We start from the raw sequence: 13674 nt of genomic DNA on the forward strand, positions 1-13674 counted from the left end.
TTCACGCGGCCACCTGACCGCGCACGAGCTCGTTGCGTTCGCTGCGGCCGGGCTGGAACAGCGAGACCAGGCATTCCATCAGCGCGTGCGCCTTGGCCGAATGGTCGCCGCCGAAATTGCAGACATACACATCGAGCGTGGCGCCGCGCTGTTCGGGCCAGGTGTGAAGGCACAGGTGCGATTCGGCCAGCAGCACCGTGGCGGTGACGCCGCCCGGCCCCTCCGGCGTGGCCGGAAATCCGTGCACCAGCTTGCCCACGGGCTGCAGCCCGGCGGCCGTGACGGCCTTGATGCAGACGGCGCCCAGCGCCTCCTTGTCGGTCAGCCATTGCATCGCGCATTGGCAGTCGTGGAGATCGGCGGTGAGGTGCAGTCCATGCATGAGTGGCAACTCTAGCAGTCCGGCTGTCGCCAAAGAACATCAGTCGGGTGTTCAGGCCGTATTGGAGCGGGTCGGAGCGAGCCCGGTAAAATCGCGGGTTCCCCCCAATCCACATTCCCCGAAAGTCCACCGCCCATGGCAAACCAAGCCCTGATGGCCAACGCGATTCGCGCGCTGGCCATGGATGCCGTCCAACAAGCAAACTCCGGACATCCGGGCGCACCGATGGGCATGGCCGACATGGCCGTCGCACTCTGGGGCGAACACCTGCGCTACAACCCGGCCAACCCGCACTGGTTCGACCGCGACCGCTTCGTGCTCTCGAACGGCCATGCCTCGATGCTGCTGTATTCGGTGTTGCATCTCACGGGCTACGACCTGCCCATCGCCGAGCTCAAGAACTTCCGCCAGCTGCACAGCAAGACCGCGGGCCACCCTGAAGTCGACGTGACCCCGGGCGTGGAAACCACCACCGGCCCGCTGGGCCAGGGCATCACCAATGCCGTGGGCTTTGCGCTGGCCGAGAAGCTGCTCGCGGCCGAGTTCAACCGCAAGGACCACGACATCGTCGACCACCACACCTACGCCTTCCTCGGCGACGGTTGCATGATGGAAGGCATCAGCCACGAAGCCTGCGCGCTGGCCGGCGCCTGGCACCTGAACAAGCTGATTGCGCTGTACGACGACAACGGCATCAGCATCGACGGCCAGGTGAAGCCCTGGTTCATCGACAACACCGAAGAACGCTTCAAGGCCTACGGCTGGAACGTCATCGGCCCGATCGACGGCAACGACGCCAAGGACGTGTCCAAGGCCATCGCCAAGGCGAAGAAGCAGGACACCAAGCCGACCCTCATCATCTGCAAGACGCAGATCGGCAAGGGCAGCCCGAACCGCGCCAACACCGCCAAGGCCCACGGCGAGCCGCTGGGCGCCGATGAAATCACCCTCACCCGCGCCGCACTGAACTGGCCGTACGCTGCCTTCGAAGTGCCGCAGGAAGCGTATGCCGACTGGGACCACAAGACCGAAGGCGCGAAGACCGAAGCCGGCTGGAACGAGAAGTTTGCCGCCTATGCCGAGGCCTTCCCGGACTTGGCCGCCGAGTTCACGCGCCGCATGAAGGGCGAGCTGCCCAAGAACTTCCACCAGGTGGCGTTCGACACCGTGGTAGCCGCCCACACCAAGGGCGAAACCGTGGCCAGCCGCAAGGCCAGCCAGCTCGCGCTGGAGGCCTTTACCGCCGCGCTGCCCGAAATGCTCGGCGGCAGCGCCGACCTCACCGGCTCCAACCTCACCAACACCAAGAGCACCGCCGCGCTGCGCTTCGATGCGAAGACCGGTGCCGTGGTCATGGGCCAGCCGCAGCAGCCGGCCCAGGGCGCCGAAGACGAGCCCAAGCCCGACAGCACCGCCGACAAGGCCGAGCCGCCCCACGGCGTGATCGGCCGCCACATCAACTACGGCGTGCGCGAGTTCGGCATGGCGGCCATCATGAACGGCGTGGCGCTGCATGGCGGCTTCATTCCGTACGGCGGCACCTTCCTGACCTTCAGCGACTACAGCCGCAACGCCATCCGCATGGCCGCGCTCATGAAGCGCCGCGTGGTGCACGTGTTCACGCACGATTCCATCGGCCTGGGTGAAGACGGCCCCACGCACCAGTCGATCGAGCACGCCGCGTCGCTGCGCCTGATTCCGAACCTCGACGTCTGGCGTCCGGGCGACACGGCCGAAACCGCCGTGGCCTGGGCTGTGGCGCTGCAAAACCAGTCGCGCCCGACCGCGCTGCTGCTGAGCCGGCAGAACATCGCCTACGCACCCAAGGGCGACCTCGGCGACATCAGCCGCGGCGCCTATGTGCTGTCGGAGCCCGAAGCCGTGGGCCTCAAGAGCAAGAAGACCGCCGCGGTCATCATCGCCACCGGTTCCGAAGTGCAATTGGCCCTCGCCGCGCAGAAATTGCTGGCCGAGAAGAAAATTGCTGTGCGCGTGGTGTCGATGCCCTCGACCACCACCTTCGACCGCCAGGACGTGGCCTACAAAAAGAGCGTGCTGCCGAAGAAGCTGCCGCGCATCGCCGTCGAAATGGGCTGCACCGGCGGCTGGTGGAAGTACGGCTGCGCCGCCGTCGTGGGCATCGACAGCTACGGCGAGTCGGCTCCCGCGCCGCAGCTGTTCAAGCATTTCGGTTTCACGGCGGAGAACGTGGCCGCCACGGTCGAAGCTGCACTGCGCGACTGAGCCCGGGAAGGCGTTTTCTTCTTCTTTCCGTTCGATCAAAAAGTTTTTCAACCTTAGGAGCAAATCAGATGGCTATCAAACTCGGTATCAACGGCTTCGGCCGCATCGGCCGCAACGTGTTGCGCGCTGCGGTGCAGAACTTCAAGAACGACATCGAGATCGTCGCCATCAACGACTTGCTCGAGCCCGATTACCTGGCCTACATGCTCCAGTACGACTCGGTGCATGGCCGCTTCAAGGGCGAAGTCACGGTGGAAGGCAACACGCTGATCGTCAACGGCAAGAAGATCCGCCTCACGCAGGAGCGTGACCCCTCGCAGCTGAAGTGGAACGAAGTCGGCGCCGACATCGTGCTCGAATCGACTGGCCTCTTCCTCACCAAGGAAACCTGCCAGAAGCACCTCGACGCGGGCGCCAAGAAGGTGATCATGTCCGCCCCGTCGAAGGACGACACCCCCATGTTCGTCTACGGCGTGAACGACAAGAAGTACGCTGGCGAAGCCATCGTCAGCAACGCCAGCTGCACCACCAACTGCCTGGCGCCGCTCGCCAAGGTGCTGAACGACAAGTGGGGCATCAAGCGCGGCCTGATGACCACCGTGCACGCCGCCACCGCCACGCAGAAGACCGTCGACGGCCCGAGCAACAAGGACTGGCGCGGCGGCCGCGGCATTCTGGAAAACATCATTCCCTCGAGCACCGGCGCCGCCAAGGCCGTCGGTGTGGTGATCCCCGAGCTCAACAAGAAGCTCACCGGCATGAGCTTCCGCGTGCCGACCTCCGACGTGTCGGTGGTCGACCTCACGGTCGAGCTCGAGAAGGAAGCCACCTACAAGGAAATCTGCGCTGAAATGAAGTCGCAGAGCGAAGGCGCGCTCAAGGGCGTGCTGGGCTACACCGAAGACAAGGTGGTGGCCACCGACTTCCGCGGCGATCCGCGCACCTCGATCTTCGACGCCGAAGCCGGCATTGCGCTCGACAGCACCTTCGTCAAGCTCGTGAGCTGGTACGACAACGAATGGGGCTACTCGAACAAGTGCCTCGAAATGGTGAAGGTCGTTTCGAAGTAAGGCTTCGACGCTTCAATAAAAAACGCGCCCTCGGGCGCGTTTTTTATTGCCGGCCAACGAGCGCGTTGTTTCAACGCAGCTTCTCGTTCCTTCGAATCTCGCTGCTGAGCTGCGAAGTCATCTGCTTGGCCGCGCGTCGTGCGGCCAGCCCATAGTCGCCGTTGAACTCCCCAAACTCCGCCGTGCCGTTGCCGGTCGCGCGCACGCGCGTGACCTCGGCGCCCGCGGCATCGCTCACCACGCAGCTCACCTCGGCGGTGAACGCCGTGGGCGGCCAAGTGATCCATGAGGACGAGCTCGAATCGGTCTTGATCTGCGGCGTGAACACCAGCGACACGCCCGCCACTTCGTTGGCCTTGGCATCGCCGGCGGTGCGCAGCACGACCACGTCGCGGTACACCGCGCGCAGCGCATCGCGGATCGACTTTTCAAGATCACGGTACGGGTAGTAGCTCACGCGGTCACCGCTGCCGCCGGCGGTGGTCACCTGCTGGTCGCGCTGGGCATCGGTCATCACATAGGCCACCTTCTTCGGAATCAGGTGGGCCATCGATCGCGGTGGTGCTGTCTCGGTGATCATGGTGATCGGATGCGAGCAACCTGCCAGCACGGTGGCGAGGGCCGCGGCAGCAAACAGGCGGGCGGCCGAAGAAAAATGAAACGGCATGGTGCTGCTTTCTCCGGTTCTAGGGCGCAATCGCGGCGATGAACTGCGGATCGGCATACACCTGCCGAAGCAGCGCACGCACGAGCCGTGGATAGGCGGCCTGTCCGGCGGGCACGGCCACGATGTTCGCGTAGCTCGAATCGAAGGCAATCTCCCCGCGGTAGGTCTTGCGCAACCGCTGTGCGGCCGCACGCGTCACCACCACCTCCACATCCATGCGGCCCGTGCCGTTGATCACGCCGAGGTCCAATTCATTGACCAGGATGCGCGCCGCGATGCGGGTCGGAGACTTGGGGTCGTAGGCCGATATTTCTCCCAGGTCGCGCATCAGCGCGTCTTCCAGGTATTGCGCGAAGGTGCCGCTGGGCGAAAGCAGCCTTGCGCGGCGCAGGCTCAGCGTGTTGATGCCGTCGTTCGGGTCGGTCGGCTGCACCTTCGCAACCGCCACCATGCCGGGACGGGCGGCTTCAAGCCGGTCGAGCGCCTCGTAGTCGGCGGCGTAAGGCGGCGCACTCAGCTGTGCGCAGCCGGCCGCCAGCACGACCGCGGCCAGTGCGCAGAGCCTTGCGGTGAAGGCGCGCACGCGCAAGCCCCGCGGTCTGAAGAAGATCGCCATGCCTTGAGTCCCTCCTCGGGATGCCTGATCCCGGCGCGAGGGTAGCAGGCATTGCGCCGCGCGCGAAGCCCGATTTTCAGACCGGTTCGAGCACGTGGATCAGCTTGCGCTCGACCAACTCCTTGGTCTTCTCGCCATGGGCTTTCATGTGCGGCGCGACGCCATGGGCCTGCAAGTGAGCCAGCGTCTCCCACTTCTCGATGACCACGAAGGTCTCCGGCCCGAAGCTGGCCTTCGACACGGGGACGCCTTGCGCATCGATCGTGGCGCCGTATTCGATGCAGCCTTCTTCGGCCAGCACGGCCGCGCGGTTGGCGGCAAAGGCTTCGAGCAGCTTGGCGCGCTGGCCTGGCTTGGCGGTGATGACGGCAACGACATGAATCATGAGAAAAGGCTCCGGTGTGGTTGAGTGAATGGCGAGCGTCGAATCTAAAAGATCCACCGCCTGGGCGCTGGTCTCGCGCGCGACCGACCCTATCATCGCCCGCATGTTCTTTCCCCTGCCCCGCACCGCCACAGCGCCGTTCTGCCCCTCCGAAGTCAAGGGCAGCGTGGCGGTCCCGCAGGACCTGCCCTTCGGCAAGAAGCTGCTGCGCTATGCGGGCCCTGGGCTGCTGGTGTCGGTCGGCTACATGGACCCAGGCAACTGGGCGACCGACATCGAGGCCGGCTCGCGTTTCGGCTACGGCCTGCTCTTCGTCGTGCTGCTCGCGAGCCTCGCCGCCATGCTGCTGCAGACGCTGTGCGTGCGGCTCGGCCTCGTGGCGCAGAAAGACCTCGCGCGCGTTTGCCGCGAACACTATTCGCCGCGCGTGAGCCGCTTCCTCTGGCTGGGTGCGGAACTCGCCATCGTGGCCTGCGACCTGGCCGAAGTGCTGGGCAGCGCGCTCGCGCTGCATCTGCTGTTCGGTGTGTCGATTCCGGTCGGCATTGCCATCACGGCGTTCGACACGCTGCTCGTGCTGGGTCTGCAGGGCGCGGGCTTCCGGCGCGTCGAGGCCATCGTGCTCGGGCTGGTGGGCACCATCGCGGGCTGCTTTGTGGTGGAGCTTGCGATGTCGCAGCCCAATTGGTTCGGCGTGGCGATGGGCTTCGCGCCCAGCTTCGAGCGGTTGCAGCAGCCGGGTGCGCTGTACCTTGCGATCGGCGTGGTCGGCGCCACGGTGATGCCGCACAACCTCTACCTGCATTCGTCCATCGTGCAGACCCGGCTGGTGGCCGACAGCGACGCGGCGCGCCGCGAGGCGGTGCGCTTCTGCACCTTCGACGCGGTGTTCTCGCTTTCGCTCGCGCTGCTGGTCAACGCGGCCATCATGGTGCTGGCGGCCAGCGCCTTCCACAGCACCGGCCATGTGGAGGTGACCGAGATCGACGATGCCTACCGGCTCATCGAACCCATCGTGGGCAGCGCGCTCGCGGCCACGCTGTTCGGCGTGGCGCTGCTGGCCTCGGGCCAGAGCTCGACCTTCACCGGCACCATCGCGGGCCAGATCATCATGGAAGGTTTTCTCGACCTGAAGATCCCGTGCTGGCAGCGCCGCCTGATCACGCGCGGGCTGGCGCTCGGGCCGGCCTTTCTCGGCGTCTGGTGGTTCGGCGACGGTGGCGTCGGCAAGATGCTGGTGCTGAGCCAGGTGGTGCTGAGTTTTCAGCTGCCGTTCGCGATGTGGCCGTTGATCCGTTTCACCAGCAGCCGCGCGCTGATGGGCGGCTTTGCCAACGGCAGCGTCGTCAAGCTGCTCGCCTGGGGGCTGTTCGGCACGATCAGCGCGGCCAACGTGTGGCTGGTGGTGTCGACGGTTCTCGGCGGCCCCTGAAGCTGGGCCGCGCAGGCCGCCTCAGCGGTCGGCCGCATCTTTCCAGAGGTGCACCAGCGCCTCGGGCGCCTCGTTCTCGGGCACCTCGAAGCTGACCGAACCCGAATGGGTGGTGGTGCTTTCCACCACCACCTCGACGCGGTAGAAGCGCTGGTCGCCGCCCGGCGAACCGGGTTCGTCGCGCTGCCCCGCATGCGGCGCGGCGCTTTGCAATGCCTCGCCGATCTGCTGGCGCAGTTCTTCGCTGCAGTTGCCCAGCTGATAGCTGCGCGGGCGCGACAGGCCCGGCAGGTAGGCCACGCCGCCCTCGCGCGTGACGCGCACGACCGAAGCCTGGTCCAGAGGCGGAAGCTGAATCATGATGGTGTGACCCCCACGGTGTTCCATGCGGCGCCGATGGCCTTGTGTGCCGCGCTGTCGGCGCCGAAGCGCTTGGCTGCATTCTCCACGCTCAGTTGTGCAAAGGCCAGGAAATCGGCGTCCCGGCGCAGCCGCCGGTCGCACACCGTGTCGTACCAGACGCGGCCCGCGGTTTCCCAGGCCGGGCCCTGGATGGCCGTGGCGGCGAGATGGAAGGCGCGGTTCGGAATGCCGGAATTGATGTGCACGCCGCCATTGTCCTGCCGCGTGATCACCAGGTCTTTCATGTGGGCAGGCTGCGGATCTTTGCCCAGCACCGGGTCGTCGTAGGCGGTGCCCGGCTCGGCCATCGAGCGCAGGGCGCGCGCCTTCACCTTGTCGGTGAAAAGCCCCGCACCCACGAGCCAGTCGGCCTGTTGCGCCGTCTGCTTCAGCAGATGCTGCTTGACCAGCACGCCGAACACGTCGCAGATCGATTCGTTCAACGCGCCCGACTGCCCTTGGTACACCAAGCCAGACTCGTGGTCGATCACGCCGTGCGTCAGTTCGTGGCCGATGATGTCCACCGCGATCGTGAAGCGGTTCATGACTTCGCCGTCGCCATCGCCGAACACCATCTGCTTGCCGTTCCAGAAGGCGTTGTCGTAGTCGTTGCCGTAGTGCACGCTGCCCGCGAGCGGCATGCCCGCGCCGTCGATGGAGTCGCGCTCGTAGATGTCGCGGTACAGCCGGTAGGTGGCGCCCAGGTAGTCATAGGCCTCGTCGGCCGCGATGTCGCCGGTGGCGGCCTGCCCTTCGGCGCGCACCAGCCGGCCGGGCAGGCTCATGGTGTGCTCCGCGTCGTGAACGGCGCGCTGGGGCGAGTCGCGCCGGACATACGCCGGAGGCCGCCCCGACGAGACGCCTTGCGTGCCTTGGGCGGCCACCGCCTCGCGAAGACCCCGGTGCTCGCGATCGATCATCAGTGTCTGCGTAGCCCGCGCGCTGGCATGGGCGCTCGCACGTTCGGCCAGCCGGTCCAGCAGATACGGCGGTACGAAGCCAGGCGGCAAAAGGCGCGGCGACTGAAGCGGCATTGAACGGCTCCCTTGATAGTTGAAGCAATGAAAAAGAAGTTAGCAGAAGCTGCAAAACATAGATCACTACGTTACTTCTCGTGTCACGGAATGCCCACGCTTCAGGCCATAGGATTGCACGTTCCAGATCTACTTGCCGCCTCGTCCATGTTCATCGTCACCCTCACCTACATCCGTCCGCTTGAAGAGCTCGATGCGTTGATGGATGGACACATGACCTGGCTACGAAAGCATTACGCAAGCGGCCTCTTCGTGGCCTCGGGCCGGCAGGTGCCGCGCAAGGGCGGCGTGATCCTCGCGCGGTCGGGCGACCGGGCCGCGCTCGATGCGGTGCTGGCGCGCGATCCGTTCGTGCAGAGCGGTGCGGCAAGCACGCACGTGATCGAGTTCGTGCCCAGCATGACCGCGCCTGCCATCGAGCTGCTTAAAACTTTTTGATGCCCTGATCCTTCGACCGGCCCTTGAGGCCGCATGCGTCAGGCACCCGGCTTTTCTTCGCGCCCGCCGGGGTGCCGCGCAAAGCGCGCGGCCTCGCGCCCGTGCACCGGTGCCGAATCGCTCCAAGGCCAGCCGCCGAACTGCGTGCGGCGGTAGTCGGCCATGGTCTGGCTGATCTCGGCCTGCGTGTTCATCACGAAAGGGCCGTATTGCGCGACCGGTTCGGCGATCGGGCGGCCTTGCAGCAGCAGGAATTCGCTCGCTTCTTCATCGCCGTTCTGCAGCTCGACGGCCATGCCGGCGCGCAGCTCGATGGCGGCCGGGCCTACCACGCGCTGGCCTGCGATGTGGGCCGCGGCGCCTTTGAAGAAATACAGCATGCGGCGCGTGCCCTCGCCCGCAGCAGCGGGCAGCGTCCACTGCGCGCCGGGCGTCATATTCAGGGTCCAGATCGCCACGTCGGCATCGGCCTGCGCGGCCCAGGAGTCGGGCGGCGGCGCAAGCGGAGTGATCGACGCCTGTCCTGCGTTGCCCGCGGCATCGCCGAACCGCCCCGCGATCACCACGACCTCGGTGCGACCGCCCTTTGCATCGTCGGATGCAAAGCGCGGAATCGCTTCCGACCAGAACATCGTGAAGTGCGGCTCAGCCATCTTGTTCCTGGCCGGCAGGTTGAGCCAGATCTGGAACAGTTCCAGCGGGTTGGCCGCACCCGTGTCGAGCAGCGGGAACATTTCGGAATGCACGATGCCCTTGCCCGCCGTGAGCCACTGCACGTCGCCGCCGCCGAAGCGCGCGGTGGCGCCCAGCGAATCCGAATGGTCGACCAGCCCCTTGCGCACGATGGTCACCGTCTCGAAGCCCCGGTGCGGGTGCGACGGAAAGCCCGGCACCGTGTCGCCGTGGTACATGCTCCAGCCGTCCTTGCGGCTGAAGTCCTGGCCGATCTGGCGGCCTGCCAATGCAGCCTCGGGCCCCATCTGCGCGTTGGCCTTGGGATAGGCGTCGTCGTGGTAGACGCAGAACAGGAACGGGTCGATCGTCTGCCACGGAAAGCCGAGCGCGCTCACCTGCAGCACGGGGCTGCTGCCTTCTTCATTGCTGTTGTTGTTGCTGGACACCTCGGTATTCCTTTCCGTTGATCGCGCCGCGGAACGCGCGGCAACATTGTTCTTCGGAATATCGGGGCGAACGTGCTTTAAGGAAGGTGCCTTCCGTGCAACAGTGAAGAGCGCATATGGAACGATGGGCATGGCGCTCGTTCTCCAGTGGCGCCGCGTTACGGATTCTGGTGGGTCACTTCGGCGTTCGGGTCCATGTACATCAGCTCCCACAGGTGGCCGTCGATGTCCTGGAAGCCGTGGCCGTACATGAAGCCGTAGTCCTGCGGCTCGCGCGGCACCGTGCCGCCCGCGGCCACTGCCTTGGCCACCATCGCATCGACCTCGGCGCGGCTTTCGCACGAAAGGCACAGCAGCACCTCGGTGCTCTTGCTCGTGTCGGTGAGGCTCTTGCTCGTGAAGGTCTTGAAGAAGTCTTCGACCAGCAGCATGGCGTGAATGCTGCCTTCCTGGATCACCATGCAAGCCGCGTTGGCGTCGGTGAATTTCTCGTTGAAGGTATAGCCCAGAGCGGCGAAGAATGCCTTGGACTTGTCGAGGTTCTTGACGGCGAGGTTCACGAAGATTTGCTTGTTGGCCATGGTTGTCTTCCTGTGTCGATGAAGCGTGGAGCGGGTGGTTTGCCGGCGTGTTGTGTACACCGTCCACAAAAGATACCAAAGAAAATGGACGGCGTCCACATATTTTTGTGGCTGAGCCTGTCGGCGATCTCCGAGCCCGGGCTCCCGGGTGGCGCGGCGTGGAAAAGAGCGGGCATCATGGCCCTCATGGAAATCGAGTTCAAGTTTCATATTCCCGCCGAGCGCCTGAAGGCTGTGGAGGCCGCCATGCGCCGCGGCACCGTGGTGCGCACCCGTTTGCAGGCGCGCTACTTCGACACCGACGACCAGGCGCTGGCCGCGCAAGGCATCGTGCTGCGCCTGCGCAAGGAAGGGCGACGCTGGGTGCAGACCGTCAAGGCCGCCGGCGACAACGCGCTGCACCGGCTCGAACACAACGTCGACCTTGGCGCCGCGGCGGGCGGCGCATCGCCCACGGTCGACCCGCAACGCCACCAGGGCACGCCGGTTGGCGAGCGGCTCGCCAAGGTGCTGGCCGAAAGCGGTGCGCCGCTGGTCGAGCGCCAGTCCACCGACATTGTTCGGCTGACGCGCGACGTGCGCACCACGGGGGCTGGCGCCGCGGTGGTGGAGCTGGCGCTCGACCTCGGCAAGGTCGTCGCCCATGCGGGCACGCCCGAGCAGCGCGAATCGCCGGTGTGCGAACTGGAGCTCGAGCTCAAGCGCGGCGATGTGCAGGGCCTCGTTGCGCTGGCGCGCCGCTGGTCGCAGCAGCACGGCCTTTGGTTCAGCACGGTCTCCAAGGCGGAACGCGGCGCGCGCCTGCTGGCAAAGCTCGACGTCGTGCCGGCCATCAAGGCCGAGCCGCCCCGGTTCGCCGATGAAAAGGACAACACGCTCGACGGCCGTGCCATCCAGCAGGCCGTGGTTGCGTCCTGTCTCGCCCAGATGCTGCCCAACGCCAGCGAAATCGCGGCTGGCAGCATCGACGAAGAACAGATCCATCAGCTGCGCATCTGCATCCGCCGGCTGCGCACCGCATTGCGCGAACTCGCGGGGCTCGATGCGAGCGGGAGCCTTTTTGCTGCTGCCGAATGGGAGCCGCCGCTGGTCGAAGCCTTTCGCGCTCTCGGTGCACTGCGCGATCGCGAGCAGATCGTGAAGCTCGCGCAGCCGCAATTGCGCGGCGCGGGGGCACCGGCGTTCGATCCGCTCGCGGGCGATCAAGCAGCGGCTGGTGCGCCGTCACCGAGCGACATCGTGCGTGCGCCGGCATTTCAATCGGCGCTGGTTTCGCTCATCGGCTTCACCGCCTCGGTGCACGCAGAAGCGGCGCGGCAGGAACAGTCACTACCGCTGAATTCCGACGACGCCCGCCGCTTCTTGCGCAAACGGCTGCAGCACCTGCATCAACAGGTCGTCCGCGACGGCGAGCGCTTCGAGTCCCTGCCTACGGAAGACCAGCATCGCACCCGCAAGCGGCTCAAGCGCCTGCGCTATCTGGCCGAGTTCGTGGCGCCGCTGTTCGCCGATGCGGACGACGAAAAGAAAACATCAACTGCCGAGCGCTACCTGAACCGGCTGCGCCCGGCGCAGGACGCCCTGGGCGAGTTCAACGACGAAGCCGTGGCGATGGCCATCTACCGCGAAGCCGCTGCGCACGATGCGCGTGCATGGTTCGCCGTCGGCTGGTTCAGCGCGCGCCATGCGGCCGGCGCGAAGGCGTGCCGCAAGGCGCTGGACAAGATCGAGAAGGCGCCGCGGTTCTGGGCAAAGAAGTAGGCAGCGGGCCTGCCTGAAAATCGATCGATCGGAGCTTCGATCAGTGGTGGTGCCCGTGCGCCCCATGCACGTGCTTATGCTCGATCTCCACCGGCAACGCCGCGCGCACGTCCGTCACCTGAAGGCTGAAGCGCAGCGCCTTGCCCGCCCACGGATGGTTGCCGTCGAGCAGCACCACCGGGCCTTTGATCTTCGTTACGGTGAAGACGTGCTCGGTGCCATCGTCGAGCCGCCCCTGCAACTGGCCGCCCACCTTAACGCCCGGTGGGAACTCCGCCTTGGGAATGGTGCGCACCAGCGCCTCGTCGCGCAGGCCGAAGGCGTCTTCAGGCGCGAGGTTCAGCGTGGTCTGGTAGCCCTTTTCCTTGCCATCGAGCGCTTCCTCGATCTTGGGCAGCGTGTTCTCGTACCCGCCATGCAGATAGGCCATCGGCTCGGGGCTGGCTTCGATGAGCTTGCCCTGGGTGTCGGCGACTTTGTACTTGAGGGTGACGACGGTGTCTTTTTCGATTTTCATGCGGGCATTTTCTGTGGAAATCGACCGGTCAGCGCGATGGGGCCTGCGCCACCCGCAGCATCTCCGGCAGCGCCTCCACCGCGCTCAGCTTCTCCATCACCATTCCAACGAAAGCCGACACCGCCAGCGGCAGGTGCTTCCGGCTCGGATACAGCACGCTCAGCCCCTGTCCCGTGCGCTGGTACTCCGGCAGCACCGGAACCAGCCGGCCGGCTTCCAGGTCGGGCCTCGCCATGGTAGGCGGCAGCAGCGCGACGCCTAGGCCGGCGACGGCGGCCCTGCGCAGCGCCTGTGCGGTGTTGCCGCTGAAGCGGCCCGCGGCCTGCACTTCTTCCTCGGCGCCCCCCGGTCCGACCAAGCGCCATATCGTGCGGCCGCTCGGATGGGGCGAGGTGACGCAGTCATGGTTCGCCAGGTCCCGCAGCGTGGCGGGCGCGCCGCGCGCGGCGATGTACGCGGGACTGGCCACCATGCCGTCGGTCCGGGCGTTCATGAGCTTGCGGGCGACGTAGCCTGAGTCCGGCAGCGCGCCGCCGCGGAAAGCGATGTCGATCTGCTCGGCGATCAGGTCGGACGTGGCGTCGCTGAGCACGAAGTCGACGCGCACGAGCGGATGCGCGGCCAGAAAGTCGGACACCCACTCCATCGGGAAGAAGTCGAAGAAATCGGCGGTCGCCGCCACGCGGATCAAGCCGCTGGGTTCACGGCTGCCGGTGATCAGCTCCTGCCCGGCCTCGACCAGCCCGTCGACGGCGCCCGCGCAGCGCTCATGAAAAGCCTGGCCCGCGCTGGTGAGGGTGAGCTTGCGGGTGGAGCGCTGCATCAGCCGCGTGCCCAGTTGCGCTTCGAGCTGCTGGATGCGCCGGCTCACGGTGTTGGGCGGCAAACCGAGCCGCCGCGCGGCCCCGGCAAAGCTGCCGTGGCGCACCACCTGCACAAACATGGCGATGTCGTTGAGGTCGAGCATGGCGGCAATTCCTTCTGCTGGTGGACGAGTGCAACCCGATTCTGCCGTCTAGTCGAT

The 13674-nt window shown here is 66.1% G+C and carries 15 protein-coding genes; 5 read left to right on the forward strand and 10 right to left on the reverse strand.

The features are described from left to right. Window position 1: 1 nt before the first annotated feature. Window positions 2-382 (reverse strand): adenosylmethionine decarboxylase, encoded by a 381-nt coding sequence (gene speD, locus QFZ42_RS25825; protein WP_307703709.1) that lies wholly within the window; start codon window positions 380-382, stop codon window positions 2-4. Window positions 383-517: 135 nt separating this feature from the next. Between speD and QFZ42_RS25830 the strand changes: the two genes are divergently transcribed. Then, window positions 518-2626 carry a transketolase family protein gene (locus QFZ42_RS25830; RefSeq protein WP_307703710.1) on the forward strand — a complete coding sequence of 703 codons (2109 nt, stop codon included), beginning with the start codon at window positions 518-520 and terminating at the stop codon, window positions 2624-2626. A 68-nt stretch (window positions 2627-2694) separates the two neighbouring features. Further along, window positions 2695-3696 (forward strand): type I glyceraldehyde-3-phosphate dehydrogenase, encoded by a 1002-nt coding sequence (gene gap, locus QFZ42_RS25835; protein WP_307703711.1) that lies wholly within the window; start codon window positions 2695-2697, stop codon window positions 3694-3696. Window positions 3697-3766: 70 nt separating this feature from the next. Here gap and QFZ42_RS25840 read toward each other — a convergent pair whose 3' ends face one another. The 3 genes from QFZ42_RS25840 to QFZ42_RS25850 all read right to left on the reverse strand — a co-directional run bounded on the left by QFZ42_RS25840 (window position 3767) and on the right by QFZ42_RS25850 (window position 5364). Then, window positions 3767-4363 (reverse strand): hypothetical protein, encoded by a 597-nt coding sequence (locus QFZ42_RS25840; protein ID WP_307703712.1) that lies wholly within the window; start codon window positions 4361-4363, stop codon window positions 3767-3769. A gap of 19 nt (window positions 4364-4382) precedes the next feature. Continuing rightward, a complete protein-coding gene (locus QFZ42_RS25845; protein WP_307703713.1) occupies window positions 4383-4979 on the reverse strand; it encodes a hypothetical protein in 597 nt (198 codons plus the stop codon). A 76-nt stretch (window positions 4980-5055) separates the two neighbouring features. Further along, window positions 5056-5364 (reverse strand): putative quinol monooxygenase, encoded by a 309-nt coding sequence (locus QFZ42_RS25850; protein WP_307703714.1) that lies wholly within the window; start codon window positions 5362-5364, stop codon window positions 5056-5058. Between the two features lie 103 nt (window positions 5365-5467). Between QFZ42_RS25850 and QFZ42_RS25855 the strand changes: the two genes are divergently transcribed. Further along, window positions 5468-6796: an Nramp family divalent metal transporter gene (locus tag QFZ42_RS25855; RefSeq protein WP_307703715.1), complete on the forward strand. Its 1329-nt coding sequence runs from the start codon at window positions 5468-5470 to the stop codon at window positions 6794-6796. 21 nt (window positions 6797-6817) lie between these two features. Here the strand turns inward: QFZ42_RS25855 and QFZ42_RS25860 are convergent, their stop codons facing one another. Further along, window positions 6818-7156 (reverse strand): protealysin inhibitor emfourin, encoded by a 339-nt coding sequence (locus tag QFZ42_RS25860; RefSeq protein ID WP_307703716.1) that lies wholly within the window; start codon window positions 7154-7156, stop codon window positions 6818-6820. Further along, window positions 7153-8232 (reverse strand): M4 family metallopeptidase, encoded by a 1080-nt coding sequence (locus tag QFZ42_RS25865; protein WP_307703717.1) that lies wholly within the window; start codon window positions 8230-8232, stop codon window positions 7153-7155. The genes QFZ42_RS25860 and QFZ42_RS25865 overlap by 4 nt, the downstream gene beginning before the upstream one ends. A gap of 147 nt (window positions 8233-8379) precedes the next feature. Between QFZ42_RS25865 and QFZ42_RS25870 the strand changes: the two genes are divergently transcribed. Then, window positions 8380-8670 (forward strand): YciI family protein, encoded by a 291-nt coding sequence (locus tag QFZ42_RS25870; protein WP_307703718.1) that lies wholly within the window; start codon window positions 8380-8382, stop codon window positions 8668-8670. Between the two features lie 38 nt (window positions 8671-8708). On the opposite strand, the gene QFZ42_RS25875 is transcribed toward QFZ42_RS25870, so the two are convergent. Together QFZ42_RS25875 and QFZ42_RS25880 are read right to left on the reverse strand one after the other, a co-directional pair. Continuing rightward, on the reverse strand, window positions 8709-9923 hold the full coding sequence (locus QFZ42_RS25875; RefSeq protein ID WP_373423368.1) for a pirin family protein: 1215 nt from the start codon (window positions 9921-9923) through the stop codon (window positions 8709-8711). A 26-nt stretch (window positions 9924-9949) separates the two neighbouring features. Continuing rightward, complete coding sequence (locus tag QFZ42_RS25880) at window positions 9950-10372, reverse strand: VOC family protein (protein WP_307703720.1); 423 nt, start codon at window positions 10370-10372, stop codon at window positions 9950-9952. A gap of 177 nt (window positions 10373-10549) precedes the next feature. Here QFZ42_RS25880 and QFZ42_RS25885 point away from each other — a divergent pair, with 177 nt between their 5' ends. After that, window positions 10550-12133: a CYTH and CHAD domain-containing protein gene (locus QFZ42_RS25885; protein WP_307703721.1), complete on the forward strand. Its 1584-nt coding sequence runs from the start codon at window positions 10550-10552 to the stop codon at window positions 12131-12133. Window positions 12134-12173: 40 nt separating this feature from the next. On the opposite strand, the gene QFZ42_RS25890 is transcribed toward QFZ42_RS25885, so the two are convergent. Both QFZ42_RS25890 and QFZ42_RS25895 read right to left on the reverse strand, forming a co-directional pair. Beyond that, window positions 12174-12650 carry an FKBP-type peptidyl-prolyl cis-trans isomerase gene (locus QFZ42_RS25890; protein WP_307703722.1) on the reverse strand — a complete coding sequence of 159 codons (477 nt, stop codon included), beginning with the start codon at window positions 12648-12650 and terminating at the stop codon, window positions 12174-12176. A gap of 28 nt (window positions 12651-12678) precedes the next feature. Beyond that, on the reverse strand, window positions 12679-13617 hold the full coding sequence (locus QFZ42_RS25895; RefSeq protein WP_307703723.1) for a LysR family transcriptional regulator: 939 nt from the start codon (window positions 13615-13617) through the stop codon (window positions 12679-12681). Between the last annotated feature and the right edge of the window lie 57 nt (window positions 13618-13674).

The organism is Variovorax paradoxus, assembly GCF_030815855.1.
Classification (GTDB): Bacteria; Pseudomonadota; Gammaproteobacteria; order Burkholderiales; family Burkholderiaceae_C; genus Variovorax; species Variovorax paradoxus_M.

Coding starts and splice junctions, on each gene's coding strand:
- speD (WP_307703709.1), bottom strand. CDS start 382: ATGCATGGACTGCACCTCACCGCCGATCTCCACGACTGCCAATGCGCG.
- QFZ42_RS25830 (WP_307703710.1), top strand. CDS start 518: ATGGCAAACCAAGCCCTGATGGCCAACGCGATTCGCGCGCTGGCCATG.
- gap (WP_307703711.1), top strand. CDS start 2,695: ATGGCTATCAAACTCGGTATCAACGGCTTCGGCCGCATCGGCCGCAAC.
- QFZ42_RS25840 (WP_307703712.1), bottom strand. CDS start 4,363: ATGCCGTTTCATTTTTCTTCGGCCGCCCGCCTGTTTGCTGCCGCGGCC.
- QFZ42_RS25845 (WP_307703713.1), bottom strand. CDS start 4,979: ATGGCGATCTTCTTCAGACCGCGGGGCTTGCGCGTGCGCGCCTTCACC.
- QFZ42_RS25850 (WP_307703714.1), bottom strand. CDS start 5,364: ATGATTCATGTCGTTGCCGTCATCACCGCCAAGCCAGGCCAGCGCGCC.
- QFZ42_RS25855 (WP_307703715.1), top strand. CDS start 5,468: ATGTTCTTTCCCCTGCCCCGCACCGCCACAGCGCCGTTCTGCCCCTCC.
- QFZ42_RS25860 (WP_307703716.1), bottom strand. CDS start 7,156: ATGATTCAGCTTCCGCCTCTGGACCAGGCTTCGGTCGTGCGCGTCACG.
- QFZ42_RS25865 (WP_307703717.1), bottom strand. CDS start 8,232: ATGCCGCTTCAGTCGCCGCGCCTTTTGCCGCCTGGCTTCGTACCGCCG.
- QFZ42_RS25870 (WP_307703718.1), top strand. CDS start 8,380: ATGTTCATCGTCACCCTCACCTACATCCGTCCGCTTGAAGAGCTCGAT.
- QFZ42_RS25875 (WP_373423368.1), bottom strand. CDS start 9,923: ATGCCCATCGTTCCATATGCGCTCTTCACTGTTGCACGGAAGGCACCT.
- QFZ42_RS25880 (WP_307703720.1), bottom strand. CDS start 10,372: ATGGCCAACAAGCAAATCTTCGTGAACCTCGCCGTCAAGAACCTCGAC.
- QFZ42_RS25885 (WP_307703721.1), top strand. CDS start 10,550: ATGGCCCTCATGGAAATCGAGTTCAAGTTTCATATTCCCGCCGAGCGC.
- QFZ42_RS25890 (WP_307703722.1), bottom strand. CDS start 12,650: ATGAAAATCGAAAAAGACACCGTCGTCACCCTCAAGTACAAAGTCGCC.
- QFZ42_RS25895 (WP_307703723.1), bottom strand. CDS start 13,617: ATGCTCGACCTCAACGACATCGCCATGTTTGTGCAGGTGGTGCGCCAC.